The sequence below is a fragment of the Rhizobium sp. RAF36 genome (genome assembly GCF_052114105.1).
GTDB lineage: Bacteria > Pseudomonadota > Alphaproteobacteria > Rhizobiales > Rhizobiaceae > Rhizobium.
Window position 1 is genome coordinate 460,127 of the sequence record NZ_JBFREC010000004.1, and the last position, 20,216, is coordinate 480,342.

The 20,216-nt window shown below is 62.6% G+C and carries 17 protein-coding genes; 1 reads left to right on the forward strand and 16 read right to left on the reverse strand.

Features of this window, described 5'->3' with window-relative positions; translation table 11 throughout:
- Positions 1–23: 23 nt before the first annotated feature.
- The 8 genes from AB4Z25_RS17395 to AB4Z25_RS17430 all read right to left on the reverse strand — a co-directional run bounded on the left by AB4Z25_RS17395 (position 24) and on the right by AB4Z25_RS17430 (position 8,811).
- Positions 24–479: a PTS sugar transporter subunit IIA gene (locus tag AB4Z25_RS17395; RefSeq protein WP_442208685.1), complete on the reverse strand. Its 456-nt coding sequence runs from the start codon at positions 477–479 to the stop codon at positions 24–26.
- Positions 480–516: 37 nt separating this feature from the next.
- On the reverse strand, positions 517–1,209 hold the full coding sequence (locus tag AB4Z25_RS17400) for a response regulator transcription factor (protein WP_112388490.1): 693 nt from the start codon (positions 1,207–1,209) through the stop codon (positions 517–519).
- Positions 1,206–3,914, reverse strand: a complete 2,709-nt coding sequence (locus AB4Z25_RS17405; protein ID WP_442208686.1) for a DUF4118 domain-containing protein — start codon at positions 3,912–3,914, stop codon at positions 1,206–1,208. The genes AB4Z25_RS17400 and AB4Z25_RS17405 overlap by 4 nt, the downstream gene beginning before the upstream one ends.
- Positions 3,915–4,103: 189 nt before the next feature.
- Positions 4,104–4,673, reverse strand: a complete 570-nt coding sequence (gene kdpC, locus AB4Z25_RS17410; RefSeq protein ID WP_442208687.1) for a potassium-transporting ATPase subunit KdpC — start codon at positions 4,671–4,673, stop codon at positions 4,104–4,106.
- Positions 4,674–4,685: 12 nt separating this feature from the next.
- The gene (gene kdpB, locus AB4Z25_RS17415; protein ID WP_112596862.1) at positions 4,686–6,773 is read right to left on the reverse strand and encodes a potassium-transporting ATPase subunit KdpB; all 2,088 of its coding nucleotides are present in this window, start codon (positions 6,771–6,773) and stop codon (positions 4,686–4,688) included.
- A 45-nt stretch (positions 6,774–6,818) separates the two neighbouring features.
- Positions 6,819–6,974, reverse strand: a complete 156-nt coding sequence (locus AB4Z25_RS17420; RefSeq protein ID WP_310291017.1) for a hypothetical protein — start codon at positions 6,972–6,974, stop codon at positions 6,819–6,821.
- 10 nt (positions 6,975–6,984) lie between these two features.
- Positions 6,985–8,688 carry a potassium-transporting ATPase subunit KdpA gene (gene kdpA, locus AB4Z25_RS17425; RefSeq protein WP_442208688.1) on the reverse strand — a complete coding sequence of 568 codons (1,704 nt, stop codon included), beginning with the start codon at positions 8,686–8,688 and terminating at the stop codon, positions 6,985–6,987.
- Between the two features lie 33 nt (positions 8,689–8,721).
- Complete coding sequence (locus AB4Z25_RS17430; protein ID WP_016556800.1) at positions 8,722–8,811, reverse strand: K(+)-transporting ATPase subunit F; 90 nt, start codon at positions 8,809–8,811, stop codon at positions 8,722–8,724.
- Between the two features lie 422 nt (positions 8,812–9,233).
- On the opposite strand from AB4Z25_RS17430, the gene AB4Z25_RS17435 reads away from it, so the two are divergent.
- Entirely contained in the window at positions 9,234–10,274 is a 1,041-nt protein-coding gene (locus AB4Z25_RS17435) for an NAD(P)-dependent alcohol dehydrogenase (protein ID WP_442208689.1), read from the forward strand.
- A gap of 385 nt (positions 10,275–10,659) precedes the next feature.
- Here AB4Z25_RS17435 and apnL read toward each other — a convergent pair whose 3' ends face one another.
- The 8 genes from apnL to AB4Z25_RS17475 all read right to left on the reverse strand — a co-directional run bounded on the left by apnL (position 10,660) and on the right by AB4Z25_RS17475 (position 20,212).
- Complete coding sequence (gene apnL, locus AB4Z25_RS17440) at positions 10,660–12,516, reverse strand: D-apionate lactonase (RefSeq protein ID WP_442208690.1); 1,857 nt, start codon at positions 12,514–12,516, stop codon at positions 10,660–10,662.
- Positions 12,513–13,547, reverse strand: coding sequence for a Gfo/Idh/MocA family protein (locus tag AB4Z25_RS17445; protein WP_442208691.1), 1,035 nt, complete (start codon positions 13,545–13,547; stop codon positions 12,513–12,515). The genes apnL and AB4Z25_RS17445 overlap by 4 nt, the downstream gene beginning before the upstream one ends.
- 1 nt (position 13,548) lies before the next feature.
- Positions 13,549–14,613, reverse strand: coding sequence for an ABC transporter permease (locus AB4Z25_RS17450; protein ID WP_442208692.1), 1,065 nt, complete (start codon positions 14,611–14,613; stop codon positions 13,549–13,551).
- Positions 14,610–16,160: a sugar ABC transporter ATP-binding protein gene (locus tag AB4Z25_RS17455; RefSeq protein WP_442208693.1), complete on the reverse strand. Its 1,551-nt coding sequence runs from the start codon at positions 16,158–16,160 to the stop codon at positions 14,610–14,612. Before AB4Z25_RS17455 ends, AB4Z25_RS17450 begins: the two co-directional genes overlap by 4 nt.
- A complete protein-coding gene (locus tag AB4Z25_RS17460) occupies positions 16,157–16,801 on the reverse strand; it encodes a DUF2291 family protein (protein WP_442208694.1) in 645 nt (214 codons plus the stop codon). Before AB4Z25_RS17460 ends, AB4Z25_RS17455 begins: the two co-directional genes overlap by 4 nt.
- Before the next feature lie 78 nt (positions 16,802–16,879).
- A complete protein-coding gene (locus tag AB4Z25_RS17465) occupies positions 16,880–17,821 on the reverse strand; it encodes a D-ribose ABC transporter substrate-binding protein (protein ID WP_442208695.1) in 942 nt (313 codons plus the stop codon).
- Between the two features lie 141 nt (positions 17,822–17,962).
- Positions 17,963–18,790, reverse strand: a complete 828-nt coding sequence (locus tag AB4Z25_RS17470) for a phosphogluconate dehydrogenase C-terminal domain-containing protein (RefSeq protein ID WP_442208696.1) — start codon at positions 18,788–18,790, stop codon at positions 17,963–17,965.
- Positions 18,791–18,880: 90 nt separating this feature from the next.
- The gene (locus AB4Z25_RS17475) at positions 18,881–20,212 is read right to left on the reverse strand and encodes a four-carbon acid sugar kinase family protein (protein ID WP_442208784.1); all 1,332 of its coding nucleotides are present in this window, start codon (positions 20,210–20,212) and stop codon (positions 18,881–18,883) included.
- Between the last annotated feature and the right edge of the window lie 4 nt (positions 20,213–20,216).

The window sequence follows — 20,216 nt, forward strand, 5'->3', positions numbered from 1 at the left end:
CAGGGATGGTTGTTCAAGGCCGGTCAAGTCCGGGAGTCGGCAATGAAATCGGAATAGAGCTCATCGGCGCTGCGCGCCTTGCGCATCGATGCCAGCACCCCTTCAGACTGCAGGCGCCGGGCGATCGCCGCCAGCACGTTCAGATATTCGCCGCGATTGTTCTCACCGAAAAGCAGCATGAAGGCGATGTCGGTGGGCACATCGTCGATCGCTTCGAAATCGAGCGGCTGGGCGAAGCGGACGAGAAGGCCACGGGGACTGGTCATACCGGGGATCGATGCGTGCGGAACGGCGATACCGTTACCGATGCCTGTCGAACCCAGGTTTTCGCGGGTTTCGAGCGCCCGGATGATCGCCTGCTCCTCGACGCCGAAGGCCTTTCCGGCCTTTTCCGCCATATTCTGGAGCGCGCGCCATTTCGTCGAGACCGAAACGCCGATGAAGGTGTGTTCCGGCAAGATGATGTCTGCAAGATTCATGTGATTTCCATTTGTCTTCGAAGAAGGCTGCGGCCGCTCAATCGGGCTCGCGAAGACGGTAACCGACCCCGGTCTCCGTGGTTATATAGTGCGGCTGATCGGGAACCTGCTCGACCTTTTGACGCAGCTGCCGGACATAGACCCTGAGATATTGAACATCGGCCGCCGGCCCCCAGACCTGTTTCAGCAGAAACTGGTGAGTGAGCACCTTTCCGGCATGCTGGGCGAGCACGCGCAGGATGTCGTATTCCTTCGGCGACAGCTTGATCTCCCTGCCGTCCACCTTGACGATCCGCTTGACGATGTCGATCGACAGGCCGCCGGTCTGGAAGATCGCCTTCTCGCCCTGCTGCTGCAGGCGATGGCGGAGTGCCACGCGGATGCGGGCGCCGAGTTCGGCAATGCCGAACGGCTTGGTGACATAATCATCGGCGCCGGTCTCCAGCGCCTTGACGATACCGGCCTCGTCGGTACGGCTGGAGAGGATGACGACAGGCATGGTCAGCCCGTCGTCCCGCCACTCTTGCAGCAGGTCGTGCCCCGGCGTATCCGGGAGGCCGAGATCGAGAACGACGAGATCGGGCAGATCATCGACCACCGATTGCCGGGCGGCCAGCGCATTGGCGGCCTCGTGGACTTCGTAGCCCTGTGCTGTCAGTCCGACGCGCAGCAGCTTGCGGATAGGGGGCTCGTCATCGACGACGAGAATTTTGACGGGCGAACCGCTCATTTGAGTTCATCCAGTTTGAGAGTGTCATTGGGTCTGGGAAGCCGGATGGTGAAGACCGCGCCTGGGCGATCCTTCCGGTTTCCTGCCGTGATGGTGCCGCCCATGGCCTCGATGAAGCCGCGGCAGATGGAAAGCCCGAGCCCGGTGCCGGCGCGAACCTGATCGCCCTTGCGGACACGGTAGAAGGTGTCGAAGATGCGGTCGAGATCACCCTCGGGAATGCCGGGGCCTTCATCGGAGACCTCGAGCGCAATGCTGAAGGCGTCGGAGAAGCCGCGGATGCGGATGGTCGATGCTTCCGGCGCGTATTTTGCGGCATTGTCGAGCAGGTTGAAGAGCACCTGCTCGAAAAGCACCGGATCGACCTTCACCATCGGCAGGTCTTCGGGAATGCTCATTTCCGTCCTGTGCCCGTCGAGGATCTTGGCGGCGCGGCGCAGTGCGCTTCCGGCAATGTCGCCTGCATAATGCAGCGCATAGTTCGGCTCCATGGCGCCGGATTCGATCTTGGTCATGTCGAGCAGGTTGGCGATGAACCGGTTGAGACGCTCGGATTCATCGACAACGGTCGACAGGAGATCGTTGCGATCCTCCTCGGTCATCGAGCTCAGATAGTCGCGGAGCGTTCCCGCCGCGCCAAGGATCGCCGCCAGCGGGGTCTTCAGGTCATGCGAGATCGAGGTGAGCAGCGCCGAGCGCAGGCGATCGGCTTCCGCTGCAAGTTTGGCGCGGTCGACATCGGCGACGAGCTGGACGCGTTCGATCGCAAGGGCTGCCTGATCTGCCAGCGCATCGAGCAGTCGCTGCTGTTCCGGCGTCAGCAACGGTCCGTCGCGCCGGTCGCTATCGAGGCCGATGACGCCGACGGCAGTGCGGCCGGTGCGTAGCGGCACATAGAGGCGCTTGGCGCCGGGCAGCGTATCGGCACCGCGGCCTGCGGCGTGATTGTGCTCCCAGGCCCAGCGGGCGGCTGCGATATCGGCGTCATCCAGCGTGTCGTCAGGCGGATAGCCGGCCTTCACGGCAATGCCGCCATCTTCCGGCAGCAGCAGGACCACGCGCACTTTCAGCATCGAGGCGATCTGGAAGGCCGTCGCCCAGAGCACGTCATCCAGCGTGCCGGTTCCGGCAAGCTTCTTGGAAAAGAGGTAGAGATCTTCCGTCGTTCTGGCGCGCTGCCTTGCGGCCGCGGCCTGCCGCTGCACCGTTGCCGTCAGGTTGGAGGCGATGATCGCCACGCCGAGAAAGAAGAACAGCGCCAGCACGCTCTCGGGGTCGCTGATCGTCAGCGTGTAGCGCGGCGGCAGGAAGAAGAAGTTGAAGGTCAGCGCGCTGATGATGCAGGTATAGAGCGCCGGACGCAGGCCGTGGATGACGGCCGAGGTCAGCACCGCCATCAGAAACACCAGTGCCAGATTGCGGACATCGAGCACCTGATCGAGCACGATGCCGGCGGCAAGCGCCACGACCACATAGCCCGTTGCCAGAATATAGGCGCGGATATCGAAGGCGGTGGCCGCGGAAGCAGCCTTCACACCGCTCTTGGCCGCCGTGTCCTTCTCGCTTCCCGAGATGACGTGGACGCTGATATCGCCAGCCCGGCGGATCAATTGGTCCGTCGCCGAAGGCTGCAGCCATTCCCGCCATGTCGGCTTCTTCGGCGAGCCGATGACGATATGGGTGACGTTGTTGGCGCCGGCATGGCGCAGCAGCTCTTCCGAGACCTCGCGGCCCGGCAGCGTCAACGCCTCGCCGCCGAGCTGTTCGGCCAGCCGCAGCGTTGCGGCAATCGTGTCGCGCTCGCCTTCCGTCAAATTGATCGAGCGATTGGTCTCGATATAGACGGCCGACCAGGGTGCGCGAAGCCGTGCTGCCATCCGCGAGGCGTAGCGGACCAGTGAGGCCGAGCGCGCGTGGTGATCGACGGAAACGAGCACGCGTTCGCCTGCCGCCCAGGGGCCGGAAATGGCGTGTGCCTGCATATGGGTCAGCAGCTGATCGTCGACGCGTTGCGCAGTCTTGCGCAGCGCCAGTTCGCGCAGTGCAGTCAGATTGCCGGGCGTGAAATAGTTGGTCAGCGCGCGCTCGGCCGTGCGCGCCACATAGACCTTGCCGTCATGCAGCCGCTTGATCAGATCGTCGGGCGTCAGGTCGATGATCTCGATATCGTCTGCAACGTCGATGACCGAGTCCGGCACCGTCTCGCGCACCCGGATGCGCGTGATCTGCGAGACGACATCATTGAGGCTTTCGACATGCTGGATGTTGAGCGTCGTATAGACATCGATGCCGCGATCGAGCAGTTCCCGGACGTCGAGATAGCGCTTCGGATGGCGGCTACCCTGAGCATTGGTATGGGCAAGCTCATCGACCAGCACCAGATCGGGCCTGCGGGCGAGGATTCCGTCGAGGTCCATTTCGTCGAGCGAGTGGCCTTTGTAGGCGACTGCGACACGCGGGATGATCTCGAAACCGGCCAGCAGCGCCTCGGTTTCCTTGCGCCCATGAGTCTCGACGACACCGATCACCACATCCAGCCCATCGGCAATCTTGGCGCGGCCGGACACCAGCATCTCATAGGTCTTTCCGACACCGGGCGCCGCACCGAGAAAGATCTTCAGACGGCCGCGTGTTTCGGCCCGCGCTTTCTCGAGAAGCGCGTCGGGCGAAGGCCTGCCGGCCTGTTCGCGGTTGTCGTCTGGCATTCGGCTTCGTCTTTCTACAGACTGGTATCAGGGTTTGCACGAACCTAACGATCCCTCATCCCTGTGCTTGTCACAGGGATCCAGCGGCGTCGCGTCTGCGATGCCGGAAGACTCTTTCACGCGAAGGACTTCGCGTGGCTGGATTCCTGTGACAAGCACAGGAATGAGGGAGAGTATCGAAAGCTCAACTCACTGAGTCATAGAGGCATCGAGTCTCTGGTTCAACGCAAGCACATTGACCACAGGCTCACCCAGGAACCCAAGCTCACGCGCTTCGACGGCGGCATCGACCAGCGCCTTGACCTTCGCCTCGTCGAGACCGCGGGCCTTGGCGACGCGGGCGACCTGGAAGTAGGCGGCATCGGGCGTGATGTGGGGATCAAGCCCGCTGCCCGAGGCGGTGACGAGGTCGATCGGTACGTCAGCGCCGGGGTTAGTCACCTTGGCGGCCTGGTAGTCGGTCTTGACGCGGTCGATCAACTTCTGGCTGGTCGGGCCAAGGTTCGAGCCTGAGGATGAGGCGGCGTTGTAGCCGTCGCCCGCGGCCGACGGGCGGCCGTGGAAATACTTGTCGCTGGAAAAGGCCTGGCCGATCAGCGTCGAGCCGATGACGGTTCCGTCCTTTTCGATCAGGCTGCCGTTCGACTGTTTGGGGAAGAGGGCCTGGGCAGCACCCGTCATGGCGATCGGGTAGAGCAGGCCGGTGATGGCGGTGGTGGCAACGATCATGACGATTGCCGGACGAAGTTCTTTCAACATTGCATGTGCTCCTTAGGCGAGGCCGAGGGCCGTGATGGCCATGTCGATCGCCTTGATGCCGATGAACGGGACGACGATGCCGCCGAGGCCGTAGATGACGAGGTTGCGGGACAGCAGCGCACCGGCGCCGATGGCGCGGTACTTCACGCCCTTCAGCGACAGCGGGATCAGCGCCACGATGATCAGCGCATTGAAGATGATCGCCGAGAGGATGGCGCTCTGCGGCGTGGCGAGCCCCATGATATTCAGCACGCCGAGCTGCGGGTAGAATGTCAGGAACATCGCCGGGATGATGGCGAAGTACTTGGCGATGTCGTTGGCGATCGAGAAGGTCGTCAGCGCGCCGCGGGTCATGAGCAGCTGCTTGCCGATCTCGACGATCTCGATGAGCTTCGTCGGGTCGCTGTCGAGATCGACCATGTTGCCGGCCTCGCGGGCGGCCACCGTGCCGGTGTTCATGGCGACGCCGACATCGGCCTGGGCAAGTGCCGGGGCGTCGTTGGTGCCGTCACCGCACATGGCGACGAGCTTGCCCTTGGCCTGCTCCTCGCGGATCAGTGACAGCTTGTTTTCAGGGGTCGCCTGGGCCAGAAAGTCGTCGACCCCGGCTTCGGCGGCGATCGCGGCTGCGGTCATCGGGTTGTCGCCGGTGATCATCACGGTGCGGATGCCCATGCGGCGCAGCTCGGAGAAGCGCTCGCGGATGCCGCCCTTGACGATGTCCTTCAGCTGGATGACGCCGAGCAGCTTGCCGTCGCGGGCAACCGCGAGCGGCGTGCCGCCGGCCTTGGCGATCTCATCGGCAATAGCCTGGAGTTCGCGCACGACATCGGTCTCGGGACGCAGAGCGATCGCCGCATTGCCGTTGGACGGCGCGTTGTTGGCGCCGACATAGGTCAGCACGGCTTCGACCGCACCCTTGCGGATCGAAGAGCCGCCGATATCGACACCGCTCATGCGGGTCTGGGCGGTAAAGGGAACGAAGGTCGCCTGCAGGCTGGCCATATCGCGGCCGCGGATCGCATATTTCTCCTTGGCGAGCACGACGATGGAGCGTCCCTCCGGCGTCTCGTCAGCAAGCGAAGCGAGCTGGGCCGCATCGGCCAGTTCCTGTTCGGTGACGCCGCGGACCGGGCGGAAGCTCGTGGCCTGGCGGTTGCCGAGCGTGATCGTGCCGGTCTTGTCGAGCAGCAGCGTATCGACGTCACCAGCCGCTTCGACGGCGCGTCCGGACATGGCAAGCACGTTGAAGCGGACGAGACGGTCCATGCCGGCGATGCCGATGGCCGAAAGCAGCGCGCCGATCGTGGTCGGGATCAGCGTCACGAAGAGTGCAACCAGCGTGATGATCGGGATCGAGCCACCGGCATAAGCGGCAAAGCTCGGGATCGTCGCGGTGGCGAGCACGAAGATCAGCGTCATGCCTGCGAGCAGGATATTGAGCGCGATTTCGTTCGGCGTCTTCTGGCGCTCCGCGCCTTCGACGAGCGAGATCATCCGATCGAGGAAGGTCGAGCCGGCGGCTGCTGTGATGCGGACACGGATGACGTCCGACAGAACCTGCGTGCCGCCTGTGACGGCCGAGCGGTCGCCGCCGGACTCACGGATGACGGGAGCGGATTCACCGGTGATCGCTGCTTCGTTGACCGAGGCGACGCCCTCGACGACTTCGCCGTCGGACGGGATGATGTCGCCGGCCTCGACCAGAACGAGGTCGCCGACCTTGAGACTCGTGCCCGGCACCATGCGGTAGCCGGAGCCGTTATTGGCGGTCAGAAGCTTGGCCTGCGTTTCGGTGCGCGCCTTGCGCAGCGAATCCGCCTGTGCCTTGCCGCGGCCTTCGGCGACGGCTTCGGCGAAATTGGCGAACAGTACCGTGAACCAAAGCCAGAGATTGATCTGGAACGAAAAGCCGAGATTGCCGCCACCGGTGGCTATATCGCGGATGAAGAGGATGGTGGTCAGCGCCGAGACCGTTGCCACGACGAACATGACCGGGTTGCGGGCCAGCGTGCGCGGGTTGAGCTTTTTGAAAGCGGCGCCGACAGCCGGAATGAGGATGCGACTATCCAGGATACTCGCGGATTTTGCCTGGCTCATAAGAGACTCCAGCTTGAAAGAGTGAGGCGGAACCGGCCGGGCCGGTCAGCCATGAAAAAGTCTGAGAACGGCGGCCGCGACGAGCAGGCCAGCCAGCATCAGCAGGATTGCGTCGGTCCCGCGCAGGCCGGGCCTTGCCCCACGCCCCGGCGAACCGTGGCGTGGGTGGATCGATTTGCGGAATGCGTGACGGATGATCATCGGCGTAACCTCAGAACGTCTGCCCTGCGATCATCACCAGGTGCTCGACGACAGGGCCAAGGGCCAGCGCCGGGAAGAAGGTGAGGCCGCCGACGATCAGGATCGTGCCGACGAGCAGGCCGACGAACAGCGGGCCGTCCGTCGGGAACGTGCCTGCGGAGGCCGGTGCCGTCTTCTTGCTGATCAGCGAGCCGGCGATAGCAAGTGCGGGCACGATGACCAGGAAGCGGCCCATCAGCATGCCGATGCCGAGCGTGATGTTGTACCAGGGCGTGTTGGCCGTCAGGCCGCCAAAGGCGGAACCGTTGTTGGCCGCAGCCGAGGTATAGGCGTAGAGGATTTCCGAGAAGCCGTGCGGACCGGCCGTGCCGACCGAGGCGACGGCAGACGGCAAGACGCTTGCGATTGCCGTGAAGACCAGCATGGCGAGCGGCAGGCAGAGGATGGCGAGAACGGCCATCTTCATTTCCTTCGCCTCGATCTTCTTGCCGAGATATTCCGGCGTGCGGCCGACCATGAGGCCTGCCACGAAGACGGCGACGATGATGAAGAGGACGATGCCGTAGAAGCCCGCGCCGACGCCGCCGACGATGACTTCGCCGAGCTGCATGTTGATCAGCGGGATCAGGCCGCCGAGTGCGGTGAACGAACCATGCATGGCATTGACCGCGCCGCAGGAGGCCGCCGTGGTGATGACGGCGAAGAGCGAGGACATGGCGACGCCGAAGCGGACTTCCTTGCCTTCCATGTTGCCGCCTGCGAGCCCGAGCTGATGCATCAGCGGGTTGCCTGCAGCTTCCGCCCAGTAGGTAATGCCGACGCCGACGAGGAACAGGATGCCCATCGAGGCGAGGATCGCCCAGCCCTGACGCTGGTTTCCGACCATGCGGCCGAAGACGTTGGTGAAGGCCGCGCCGATCGCGAAGATCGACAGCATCTGGATCATGTTCGAGATGTTGTCGGGGTTTTCGAACGGATGGGCGGAGTTGGCATTGAAGAAACCGCCGCCATTGGTGCCGAGCATCTTGATGGCAAGCTGCGAAGCAACAGGGCCGAGCGCGATCGTCTGCTTGGCGCCTTCGAGCGTCGTCGCGTCGACATAGGGGCCGAGCGTCTGCGGCACACCGAGCCAGACATAGACAAGCGTCAGCACGATGCAGGCAGGCAGGAGCACGTAGAGCGTGGCGCGGATCATATCGACCCAGAAATTGCCGATCGCCTTGCCCGAGGCACGCGAGAAGGCGCGGATCAGGCCGATGGCGATCGCCATGCCGGTTGCGGCAGAAACAAAGTTCTGCACGGTCAGGCCGGCCATCTGCGACAGATAGGACATGGTGCTTTCGCCGCCATAGCTCTGCCAGTTGGTGTTGGCGACGAAGCTGGTGGCGGTGTTGAAGGAGAGCTCCGGCCCGACCGCGGTCATCCCGGCCGGGTTATAGGGCAGGATGTCCTGGAAGCGCAGCAGCAGATAGAGGACCAGCGTGCCGAGCAGGTTGAACATCAGCAGCGAGAACGCATAGGAGGTCCAATGCTGCTCCTCGCGGTCGCTGGTGCCGGCAAGCGCATAAAGTCCCCGTTCCACCGGAACGAGGACGGGGGAGAGCAGCGTGCGCTCTCCGCTGAAGACGCGCGTCATGTAACCGCCGAGCGGTTTGACGAGCGCAATGAGGATCCCGCAGAAGACGAGGATCTGTAGCCATCCGTTGAGGGTCATGGGAGGAAACTTTCGGGTATCCGGCCTGCGCTATCAGAAGCGCTCGGGGCGGATGAGGGCGTAGGTGAGGTAAACGGTGAGGAAAACGGTCACGGCGCCGCTCAGGATATAATCGAGGGTCATCGTCGCTTCTCCTTCAAAGCCTGTCGCAGGCGCGGGTATAGGCAAAGCACAGTCCGAAAAAGACGATCGCGGTGCCCAGTAGAATGATATCCATCATGATCTTGACTCCTGGTGTTCTTGTTGGAGTCAGACAAGACAAGGGCGCCGTTCCCTCGGGATCGGCACCTTTATGCTTTCTGGCGTGGAGATAATCGGTTTGATCTCTCGGGCATTAATATGCGGCCGAAGCGCATTAAGGTTCGAGACGCGCCAGATGGCGCCAATATAAAAATCTTATAAATGCCTTTATGCGCCAAACTGAGCATTTCGTCGCGTCGTGAGCAAAAGCTGAAATGCCGCGATTGAATTTCGCCTGCGGGCGGTTCTATAGTCTGGACCAAGGGCGCAGCTGAATCGTAAGCGCCACAGGGAAGGAAACCGCCATGACCAAAGTCCGTGCTCTCGTTCTGGAGCGTCAGCATGAGCTCGCTCTTCGCGACATCGATCTGCCGATGGAAACCGGCCCGGGCCAGGTGAAGATCAAAATCCATACGGTCGGGGTCTGCGGTTCGGATGTGCATTATTACACCCACGGAAAGATCGGCCCCTTCGTCGTCAACGAGCCAATGGTGCTCGGCCACGAAGCAGCGGGAACGGTGATCGAGGTCGGCGAGGGCGTCACCCATCTGAAGATCGGCGACCGCGTCTGCATGGAGCCTGGTATTCCCGATCCGAATTCGAAGGCCAGCCGTCTCGGCATGTACAATATCGATCCGGCCGTGACCTTCTGGGCCACACCGCCCATTCATGGCGTTCTGACTGCCGAGGTCGTTCATCCCGCCAATTACACATTCAAGCTGCCTGACAATGTCAGCTTTGCCGAGGGCGCGATGGTCGAGCCCTTTGCCGTTGGCATGCAGGCGGCGTCGAAGGCGAAGATTGCGCCGGGCGATACCGCCGTGGTGCTCGGCGCTGGCCCGATCGGCACCATGGTGGCGATCGCTGCCCTTGCCGGCGGCTGCTCGCGTGCCATCGTCGCCGATCTGGCGCAGCCGAAGCTCGATATCGCCGCCCAGTATCAGGGCGTCATTCCGGTCAACATCCGTGAGAAGAGCCTTGCCGAAGAGGTATCGCGGCTGACGGACGGCTGGGGCGCCGACGTGATCTTCGAATGCTCCGGTTCGCCGAAGGCATGGGAAACGATCATGCAACTGCCGCGTCCGGGCGGCGTCATCGTCGCGGTGGGCCTGCCTGTCAATCCTGTCGGTTTCGACGTCTCGACCGCATCGACCAAGGAAATCCGCATTGAGACGGTGTTCCGCTACGCGCATCAATACGAGCGGTCGATCGCGCTGCTCGGTTCCGGGCGTGTCGATCTCAAGCCACTGATTTCCGAGACTTTTGCCTTCGAGGATTCGATCAAGGCTTTCGATCGCGCCGTTGAAGCGCGCCCTGACGACGTGAAGCTACAGATTGTCTTGTGATCGTACAAATCTCGTATAGGCTGCTTTAGATTAGAAATATCTAATTCAAGTGAGAACAACCAAAGAACGAATCCTGTACGTTTCCGTCAACCATCCCTATTGTTAGGGATGGTTCACAAGGCGTATGGACAGGAGTGTGAATTCCTCACGTTAGGTTGTTGGGCGCCCTTGGTAATGCCCGCGCAAGATTCATTAGCAATTATTGATATATGTATCTGAGCGGGGAAATTCATGATGCGCAATTCTCATCTTGCCGACCATCTCGACATCGCCATCAAACTTGCCAGGGCCGAGGGTTCAGAGCTCCTGGCCTATCTTCTGCAGATGGCCAAGGAAGAAATCCGCGTCAAACGCAGCATGCCGTCGCATGCGCGAATGGGTACCATCAGGGCAGGCGGACGCGCTCCACGGAATAGGGCGCAAGTCTGATCAGACCCTGTCCACCGCCTGCGGGATAGAAGCTTCCGAGAGCGGCTTCCTGAACACGCGGCGTGATGTTGACGAGGCACAGCGACTGCACGCTAGCGTCCTGCACCAGCAATGCCAGAACATCTGACGGCACTGCCGACCGGCATTCGCGCCAGCTGTAGCCGGCCATGCCGGCCAAGGCTTTGACCGTGTTGAAGAGTGGTCGCGGCGAACCGGGTGGTGACGGCTCGCCGTCTCCGGCAATCAGACCGAAAGGTCCCGTCAGCGCCGAAAGCGTCAGACATTCCAGGCCAGCATCGGCCACCTGAATCCCGTAGGCAAAAGCGAAGGCTTCGGCGAAACGGCCATTCTGGCGCGGATCGCTGTTGGCCATGGGTATGCGGGCATGGCCCGCATTGTCCATCGTCCGGCTGCCATAGGGGTTCTGGCGCATGGGAATGGTGGAAGGGCCGATCCGGTACGGCTTGCTGCCATAGATCGCCCGCACCGAGCGGGTGATGAAAGGCAATGCTTCCAACGTCTGCATGACGCTCAGGTCGTCCGCCGCATGCACGATCGGGTTGGTGCAATGGGTGACGAAATCCAGGTGCCAGGCCGGCACGCGTTTGCGGTTGAGCTCGGTGAAATAGCTGAGCATGCCGCCGCCGAGGCTCACCTCGCCGAATGCGGCACGTGCCGCCGCATAGACTTCTTCCAGCGGCGGGCATTCCGGCCACTTGCTGCCCGGCGGCGTCGATTGGCGATCGACGGAGGGGGAGACGACGATCGCGTCGGGTGAGAAATGTGCCGCCTTCATCAGCGCCGCGATGTCGCGTGCTTCTTCCGCCGGTGACCTGACGCAGGGCAAGGCGATTTCGATCGTCGCCGAGCCCCGATGGCCTCTCGCGATTGCCGCGAAGTCGTCGAGCACCGCGCGTCCATGCCCGGCAAGCGGATCGAAATGAAAGAGCAGGTGCTGCGGCGCGATCTCGTCCAGCATCTCTTTCGCCGCCAATGTGGCGCGCGCTTCCTCGGGTGTCACGACGATGCCGATCGGCGGCATCGTGCCTGACCGGTCGCCCTTCCTGATCTCGACCACACGCTGCGCCGTTTTCGCCGATGCAAAGCCCTTGCGGCGGTCGTCGATCGACAGCACGATGCGCTGGCGCACCGGTTCGCCGGCGCCGATCCTGTAAGGCCAGGGAAGCGCCAGCGGGCGCACGTAGGTCTTATAGGAAGCGTCGGACCAGTTGCGCTGGTCCTCCATTTCGAACGTGTCGCCCTCCATCAGGCATTTTGCCAGGATGCCTTCGGCAACGGCATGCGTGATGGATCGCATATCCTTGAAGGGCTGCCAGGGATCGATCAGGTCGGGGAAGACCGTGTCGGCCACGTGGCCATCGACATCCTCGACCCTGACTGGAGCTCCGGCCACGCCGACGATCGGATGCAGGATGCAGAAGCCGCAACGGTTGGTTTCGAAGCCGGTCGCCGAAAGCGCATCGGCCTCGAATGTCAGTTCGGTTTCCGTGGCGGCAATTCGCACGGCGATGGCGAGCGTGCTTCCATCAGGGCCGACGCAATGGGCGGTATACCGAACGGCAAAGCGGCCATCGCCCTGTTCTACGGTCAGATCGTCGATGCGCGGGCTGTAGGTACCCCAGTCGCGATCGCGCACGAGATAGGAAACGGCCCGCAGCACCTCGATACCATTGTAGCGGATCGTTCGCAGGTTGCCGTTGGCGAGATCGGCGGAAAGCCGCCCGGCAGAAAGCGTCACCGGCTGCTCTTCGGCCTCGTGCGTACCATAGAGGGCGAAGGTTTCCGATGTCATCCGAGCATCGCCTCGACATCGACAGTCTTGCCGGTCGCGGCACTCTCGTAGGCGGCTTCGACCAGTGCAAAGGTCTTCAAGTTGTCGGCGCCGGAGGTCGCAGGTTCGCCGCCATTCCTGAGGCGCTCGACCCAGTGTTCCTGGATCGCATAGACGCTTTCCTGGATATTGTGCCAGGGGCGAGAGGCCCAGGAGAACAGCTTTGGCGAGGCGTCGGAGACGACGGTACCGGCCGCGTTGGTGACTTCGAGGCGGTACCCGGCCGACAGCCGGATCGTGCCATCGGTGCCATCGAGCTCGATCAGCGTCTCCGGGAAATTTTCGGTGCCGAGTTTCGTCGCATAGCTCACATCGACGATGGAGGTCGCGCCGGTTTCGTGATCGAGCAGAATCGTCGCGACGTCCTCGCCCTTGATGCCAGGGTTCACCCGCTTGGTGCGCGCGGTCAGCGTCTTGACGTCGCCCAAGATGAAGCGAGCGATATCCAGCGTATGAATGCCGAGATCTTCGATAATGAAGCGCTCGCCCTCCGCAAGATAAGGCTGGCCGGAGAAGACGTCATAGCCGGAACGGAACGAGAAACGGCCCCAGAAGGGCGTGCCGATCGCCTTGCTGTCAAGCAGCCGGCGCACCGCCTGGATCGGCGTCTGCCAGCGGAAATTCTCGTGCACCATCAGCGGAATGCCGGCGTCGCGGCAAGCCGCCACCATGGATTTCGCGTCGGCCAGCGACTTTGCGAAAGGCTTCTGGCAGATGACCGGGATCTTGTTGCTTGCAGCCATTTCGACCAGCGGGCGGTGGCTCGGAACGGTTGTGGCGATATCGACGAAATCGAAGCCGCCAGCAGCGAAGAGTTCGGCCGTATCCGCGTAGCGCCGTTCGATGCCGAACTGGTCGCCGACAGCCTTCAGGCGGGCCGGATCGCGGTCGCAGATCGCCACGATCCCGGCGCCCTCGACATCGCGCCAGGCATGCATCTGGTTGACCGCGAAGAAACCGCAACCGATCAGGGCACCCTTCAATTCCGTCATTTCAACCTGCCTTTGCCATCTGCATGAGGGTAACGCGCTGCTGCAGGCGGCGCTGCGCCTGATCGACGACGACGGCGATGATGATCACGAGGCCCTTGATGACCATTTGCCAGAAGGACGATACGCCCATCATCACCAGTCCATCCGAGAGAATGCCGATGACGAAGGCGCCGATGATGGTGCCGCCGATCGTGCCGCGTCCGCCCGACATCGAGGTGCCGCCGAGAACGGCTGCCGCGATGGCATTCAGTTCGAAGCTTTCGCCGGTCGCCGGATGCGCTGCCATCAGTTCGGAGGAGATGACCACCCCGACGATCGCGGCGCACAGACCGGAGAACATGTAGACGAAGATCTTCACGAGATCGACCCGGATACCGGACATGCGCGCCGCCCGCTCATTGCCGCCGACGGCGAAGATGTGGCGGCCGATCGGCGTGGAGCGCGCCACATAGGCGGCGAGGAGCGCCAGCACTATCAGGATCCAGATCGACACCGGCAGGCCGAGGATGCGGCCTGCACCGAAGAAGTCGAAGCCGGTCGTTGCATATTCCGGACGGCCGACGAGGTTCGGGAAGGTCTGGCCGTCGGAGGAGAGCAGCGCCAGGCCGCGGGCGATATAGAGTGTGCCGAGCGTCGCGATGAACGGCGCGACGTTGAGCTTGGTGATCAGCAATCCGTTGATCAGGCCGATGGCGAGGCCGACGGCAAGCGTAATCAGCACGATCTCGAAGAGATTGAAGAAGATCGTATAGCCGATCGGCAGTTCGATCCCGTAGAGGATCAGGCCACCGGCGACCATGCCGCAGAGGCCGACGATCGAGCCGACCGAGAGGTCGATGCCGCCGGTGATGATGACGAAGGTCATGCCCATGGCGAGAAAGGCGTTGAGCGCCACATGCTTCGACATCAGGATCATGTTCGCCGTCGAGGTGAAGTTCGGCGCGAAGATCGCAAAGAAGATGATGACGGCAAACAGCGCGATGAAGGTTCTGAGCTTCATCAGCGTCAGAAGTGCGGAGCCGTTGGCGCCCTTCGGCGCTGTGGTAGTCGTGGTAGCCGCCGTCATGACGCGAGTTTCCCTGTCTGCTGTCCGTGTCCCTTGGCCGAAGCCGCGATGATGGCATCTTCCGTCGCTTCGCTGCGATCGAAGACGGCGATCAGCCGTCCGTTGCTCAAGACCGCGATGCGATCGGAAAGCGCCATGACCTCTTCGAGGTCAGAAGTCGAAAACAAGATTGCGAGCCCGTTGGCCGCCAGCCGCCGCATGGTGCGGAAGACGTCAGCCTTGGCGCCGACATCGATGCCGCGGCTCGGCTCATCCATCAAGAGAACCTTCGGATTGGTCATCAGCGCCTTGCCGATGACCACCTTCTGCTGGTTGCCGCCCGACATCGAGGTGACCTCGAAATCCGGATTGGGAGCCTTGATCGAGAGGTCCTTGATCGCCTCGCGAATGGCATTCTTCTCGGCCGAGGCGCTGATGTGGAAGAAGCGGGCGAAGCGGCCGAGGCTGGCGAGCGTCAGATTGCTGGCGATCGACAGAACCTGCACAAGGCCCTCGCGCTGGCGATCCTCAGGGATCAGCGCCAGTCCGCGGCGGATGCGCCGGGTTGTGTCGCGGGCGCGGACTTCCTGGCCGTCGATGAAGATCTTGCCGGTGGAATGCATGTGGCGGCCGATGACGCATTCGAAGAATTCGCTACGCCCGGCACCCATCAGGCCGTAGATACCGAGAATTTCGCCTGACTTGACCGAGAGTGAGACATGGTCGACGGCAAGCCCGCCGGTCGGGCGCGGCAGACTGATGTCTTCGGCGCGGAACATTTCGCCGCCCAACGCATGATTGTCTGCCTTGGCGAAGTCTTTGGCATCCGAACCGATCATCGAGCGGACGATCCAGCGGGTGTCAATGTCTTTCACCATTGCCTGGCCGGTGATCTGGCCGTCGCGCAGCACGGTGATGTAGTCGCCGATCCGCATCAACTCTTCCAGCCGGTGCGAGATATAGACAATCGCCACGCCCTGTGCCTTGAGCTCACCGATGACCTTGAAGAGGATTTCGACTTCGGCCGCAGAAAGCGCCGAGGTCGGTTCGTCCATGATCAGGATACGGGCGTCGAGCGACATCGCCTTTGCGATCTCGACCAGCTGCTGCTGGCCGATCGGCAGGTCTTCGACCATGGTCTCGGCGTCGATCCCGGCGTCGAGACGCTTCAGGAAGCCGTTGGCCTTTTCGACCTGCGCCTTGTGGTCGATGCCCAGCACGCCGCGGGTAATTTCGCGGGTGGCAAAGATGTTTTCGGCCACCGTCATGTTGGCGAAGAGATTGAGTTCCTGGAAGATCATGCCGATGCCGTGTGCCTGCGCATCGGCCGGGCTGTCGAACGAGACCGGCTTGCCATCCAGAATGATCTTGCCGAGTGTCGGGCGCTCAACACCGGCGATGATCTTCATCAGCGTCGACTTGCCGGCGCCATTCTCGCCGACGAGAACGTTGACGGCGCCGCGGCGCAGCTCGAGATTGGCGCGCTTGACGGCGACGATGCCCGAATAGACCTTCGAGACATCGTCGAGGCGCAGGATGATATCGTCCTTGGCAGCGTCAACGGTCATGGCGCCACCGTCAGCTCAGAAGGGGTGACCAGCGGCAGGTCGCTCCCCGATGGCAGCGGGAAGGCACCGACGACCGTGACCGTCTTGCCGGTTATGCCGTCTCGCGGCAGGGCCGACAGGAAGGCGGTATTGGCCTTCTCGTTGAAGGCCTTGCCGAACTGGGCCCATTCGATCTGGTTCTTGAATTCGTTGAAATTGACGAAATCGAGCGTGTCGCGCAGCGCGGTGCCGCGCAGCGCCGGGCCGATCTGCACCTTGGCATCCGCCTTGCCGTCGCCATCGGCATCGACGTCGAGCGTCGCGGCGCGCGATTGCGTGTCAGCGGCCACGACCTTGCCGGTGAATTTCACCGCATAGGTCCAGGGCGCGCTCGCCTGCTTCTTCGGATTGCCGTATTTCTCGCCGGCCTGATCGGGGCCCGCGGCAACAGCGGCCACGACGTCCTTCAGCTCACCCGCGCGCTTCTGATAATGGGGAACAGCCTGCGACTGCCAGATGGCCTCGACCTTGGCATTCGGATCGAACGCGGTCTTTGCGGCCGCCGCTGCCTTTTCCTCGGCAGTCGGCGTCTTGATGATCTTGCAGCCTGGCAATGCCGCCGCCACGAGAGCGGCGATCAGGGCGCCCCTGATCCTCAACATGCTGTGAACCTCGAATTTCGTGAAATAGGCCGCAGAGGGCGCGGCTTCCCGGACCCTCTGCGGTGTGTTTTATGCCGGTTACTTCGAAATCGCGAAGGTTTCGAGCTTGGAGGCGTTGTCGGCGTTGATCAGAACGCAATCCATCAGCTGCTTTTCTTCCTTCGGCAGCGTCTTGTTCTTGATGTAGGCATCAGCCTGCTCGACGGCCATCTGAGCCTGGGCGTATGCCGGCTGCAGAACGGTGGCCTTGATGCCGCCAGCCTTGATCGAGTCACGCACGTCGTTCGAACCGTCGAAGCCGACGACGATCACGTCCTTGCGGCCGGCAGCCTGGAGAGCGGCGATCGCACCCATGGCCATCGTGTCGTTGCCGGAGATGACGCCCTTGATGTCGGGGTTTGCCTGCAGGATCGTTTCCATCTTGGCGTAGGCTTCGGTCTGGCTCCAGTTGGCCGACTGCTTGGCAACGCTCTTCAGATCCGGATAGTCGTCGATGACATCATGATAGCCCTGCGAGCGAATGCCGGCATTGGTGTCGGATTCCTTGCCGACGAGCTCCACATAGTTGCCCTTCTCGCCCATCAGCTTGACGAATTCCTGCGCGCCGAGCTGGGCACCCTGATAGTTGTTGGAAACGATCTGGGCGACGGCAACACCGGTGGCGTTGATTTCGCGGTCGATGAGGAAGGAGGGGATGCCCGCATCCTTGGCCTTCTTGACGGCGGCGACCGAGGCGTCGGCGCCGGCGTTGTCGAGGATGATGGCCTTGGCGCCGCGGCCGATGGCCGTGTCGATCATTTCCGACTGCTTGTTGGCATCGTCGTCATGGGTCATGACGAGCGCTTCGTAGCCGAGTTCCTTGGCCTTGGCTTCGGCGCCGACGGCTTCAGCCTTGAAGAACGGGTTGTCATGGGCCGGCGTGATGATGGCGATCAGATCAGCCGAAAATGCCGGCATGGCAACGCCGAGCGAAAGGGCACCGGCGAAGGCAGCAAGGGTCACTCTGCGTGTAAAGGTCATGGTTTCTCCTCCCGAGTTTGACGCATGGGCCGGGCCACCCCGGCCCAACCAGAATTCATGCGAATTTTCATTGCCGGACCGTCTCTTGGACTCCCCACCGGGCCGGCGAAGCGGCAAGACCTGGGCCTTGCCGCAGCATTGTCAGGTGATGCGCCGGATGCTTTCGGCGATCTCCTGAGGTTCGAAGACTTTCTTCCAGTCGTCGCGCATCAGCGCGGGGATGCCGAACTCGATCGCCTTGTTGCAGGCATCCGAGAACACGCCATCGACTTCCTTGAAGATGACGGCGCCGAGCACGTTCATATGGCCGAGCAGGAAGTCGCGGGCGGCTTCCGCCGGCACGCCGCGGGCAACGCATTCGTCCATAGCCTGACGCATGACGACGAGCAGCGAGGCGCAAACGGTTTCGGAGAGGCCGGGCTCCAGCATCGCCATCTGATCGACGGTGACGCGGTGCGAGCGCATGACCGGCGCCCAGATGACCTTGGCGATTTCTTCGCCCAGATCGTAGGCGGCTTCCGGACCCTGCATCAGCGCCGAGACGATGTGCTGCTTGGCGAAGAGGCCGCCGAAGTGATCCTTCTTCGCCTGCATGTCCGTCTCGTCGTTGAAGATCGGCGGATGGCAGGGATGGGTCACGAAATAGGTGAGATCGGCACGTGCAGGCAAATGGCCGGCAAAAGGTGCGGCGGCGTCGAGGGCGACGACCATCGTGCCAGGCTTCAGCTTGTCGACGATGCCGGCGGCAACCTTGCCGATCGCTGTATCGGGAACAGCGAGAATGACGACGTCAGCACCGGCAAGACCTTCATCCGCACCGACGCAATCGATGCCGAGATCGTTCTTGAGGCGCGCCTTGCCGCCGTCGCTGACCTCGACGTGACGAACATCGAAGCGCGAGCCTTTGAGATTTTTGGCGAGCCGGTAGCCCATTTTGCCGCCGGCGCCGAAGAGGGCAATTGAAGTCATGTTTCCTCGCCTTTCGATTTTTCTATCAGCTAGCTTAACTGGTATGATGAGTCAATCACCATAGCAGTTGATCCCAAGAATTTGATGGTCCTACGCGCGGCGCCCGTCGCGGATCTGCGCGAAATAGCCGTCCGATCCGACCTGTCCGCCCTTCAGCGCGATTTGCAGGCCGTTCGTCGGAGCGTATGAGCCGTGAGCCGTGCAGAGCGGCGAACCAGGCGTCTGCGGCAAAGGCAGGAGCGTCGTCAGCGCCTCGACGCGCAATTCGCTCAAGGCATGGCTCGACGTATCACCACCGGCGATGACCGCGCGCGTCAGCTTTTCGGCTTCGATCAGACGGCGCAGGATGCCGCCGAGGCAGGCACCCAGGCGATTGCGGGCTTCGGGAATACGGTCGATCTCGCTGCCGCGGTCAGCCGAAGGGCCGAGCGCGGTATGCAGGATGACGCTGCGGCCGGATTTCAGAACCGCGGTACCCGACGCGACAGCCGCCTCGATCGCCGCATCGCCGCTCTCGCCGACAAGCGCCAGCGGATCGAGCGGAATGCCGTCGAAACCATTCTCCGTCGCATTGCGGATCTGCCGCTCGGTCGTCGGCGACACGCTGCCCGAGACGACTGCGAGGCGATCCACAGCGCCCGGAAGCGGGAATTCGATCTTGCCAGAGGTCAGCCCCTCGCGCTCCCAGGCATGCAGCAGAGCGTATTGAATGCCCGAGGAGCCGGCGACGAACAAGCCGCCGTCACCGCGAAGGCGCCAGACCTGTTCGCCTGCAACAGTCTGCGATGCGGGTCCATCGACATCGATCAACAGGATGCCAGGCTTGTCGGCCAGCAGCGCGTCGATAGCGGATGCGGCATCAGCCGCCGTCATTGCCAAATCAGCAAGCCGGATCGGCAGGTCAGTCTGCGCGGCAAGATGGATCGTCAGGTCCGCCTCGGCCATCGGTGTCACCGGATGCCGGCTCATCACCGGATGGCGGTCGATGCGGTAGACCTTGCCCTGATAGGCGGCGAAGAGATGGCCGAAAGCCGTGTAGCGCTTCAGCTGCGGTGCGCCGACAATGACGGGCACGCAATCCTGCGCAAAAATCTCGCGGCCGATCTCGATCGCCTTGCCGATATTGCCGATGCGGGGGCTGGAATCGAAGGTCGAGCAGACCTTGTAATGGCAGATCGCCGCATCCAGGCCCTTCAGCCAGGAAAAGACGGGTGCGAGGTTACCGGTCATCCATTCCGGCGTCTGACTGCGGCTCGTTCCGGCAATGCCGATCGCCTGGCAGTCCGCGAACTTGGCGAGCGTCTCGACACTGGGAATGCCGAGAAACAGCGCCGTCTTCACGCCGTTGGAGGCGAGCGCCTCCATGACATCCGTGGAGCCGGTGAAATCGTCGCCGTAGTAGCTGAGCAGCAGCTTCGACATGGCC

Coding starts and splice junctions, on each gene's coding strand:
- kdpA (WP_442208688.1), bottom strand. CDS start 8,688: ATGACCCTCAACGGATGGCTACAGATCCTCGTCTTCTGCGGGATCCTC.
- kdpC (WP_442208687.1), bottom strand. CDS start 4,673: ATGTTGAAAGAACTTCGTCCGGCAATCGTCATGATCGTTGCCACCACC.
- AB4Z25_RS17470 (WP_442208696.1), bottom strand. CDS start 18,790: ATGACTTCAATTGCCCTCTTCGGCGCCGGCGGCAAAATGGGCTACCGG.
- AB4Z25_RS17455 (WP_442208693.1), bottom strand. CDS start 16,160: ATGACCGTTGACGCTGCCAAGGACGATATCATCCTGCGCCTCGACGAT.
- AB4Z25_RS17435 (WP_442208689.1), top strand. CDS start 9,234: ATGACCAAAGTCCGTGCTCTCGTTCTGGAGCGTCAGCATGAGCTCGCT.
- kdpB (WP_112596862.1), bottom strand. CDS start 6,773: ATGAGCCAGGCAAAATCCGCGAGTATCCTGGATAGTCGCATCCTCATT.
- apnL (WP_442208690.1), bottom strand. CDS start 12,516: ATGACATCGGAAACCTTCGCCCTCTATGGTACGCACGAGGCCGAAGAG.
- AB4Z25_RS17460 (WP_442208694.1), bottom strand. CDS start 16,801: ATGTTGAGGATCAGGGGCGCCCTGATCGCCGCTCTCGTGGCGGCGGCA.
- AB4Z25_RS17475 (WP_442208784.1), bottom strand. CDS start 20,212: ATGTCGAAGCTGCTGCTCAGCTACTACGGCGACGATTTCACCGGCTCC.
- AB4Z25_RS17395 (WP_442208685.1), bottom strand. CDS start 479: ATGAATCTTGCAGACATCATCTTGCCGGAACACACCTTCATCGGCGTT.
- AB4Z25_RS17465 (WP_442208695.1), bottom strand. CDS start 17,821: ATGACCTTTACACGCAGAGTGACCCTTGCTGCCTTCGCCGGTGCCCTT.
- AB4Z25_RS17445 (WP_442208691.1), bottom strand. CDS start 13,547: ATGACGGAATTGAAGGGTGCCCTGATCGGTTGCGGTTTCTTCGCGGTC.
- AB4Z25_RS17430 (WP_016556800.1), bottom strand. CDS start 8,811: ATGACCCTCGATTATATCCTGAGCGGCGCCGTGACCGTTTTCCTCACC.
- AB4Z25_RS17450 (WP_442208692.1), bottom strand. CDS start 14,613: ATGACGGCGGCTACCACGACTACCACAGCGCCGAAGGGCGCCAACGGC.
- AB4Z25_RS17400 (WP_112388490.1), bottom strand. CDS start 1,209: ATGAGCGGTTCGCCCGTCAAAATTCTCGTCGTCGATGACGAGCCCCCT.
- AB4Z25_RS17405 (WP_442208686.1), bottom strand. CDS start 3,914: ATGCCAGACGACAACCGCGAACAGGCCGGCAGGCCTTCGCCCGACGCG.
- AB4Z25_RS17420 (WP_310291017.1), bottom strand. CDS start 6,974: ATGATCATCCGTCACGCATTCCGCAAATCGATCCACCCACGCCACGGT.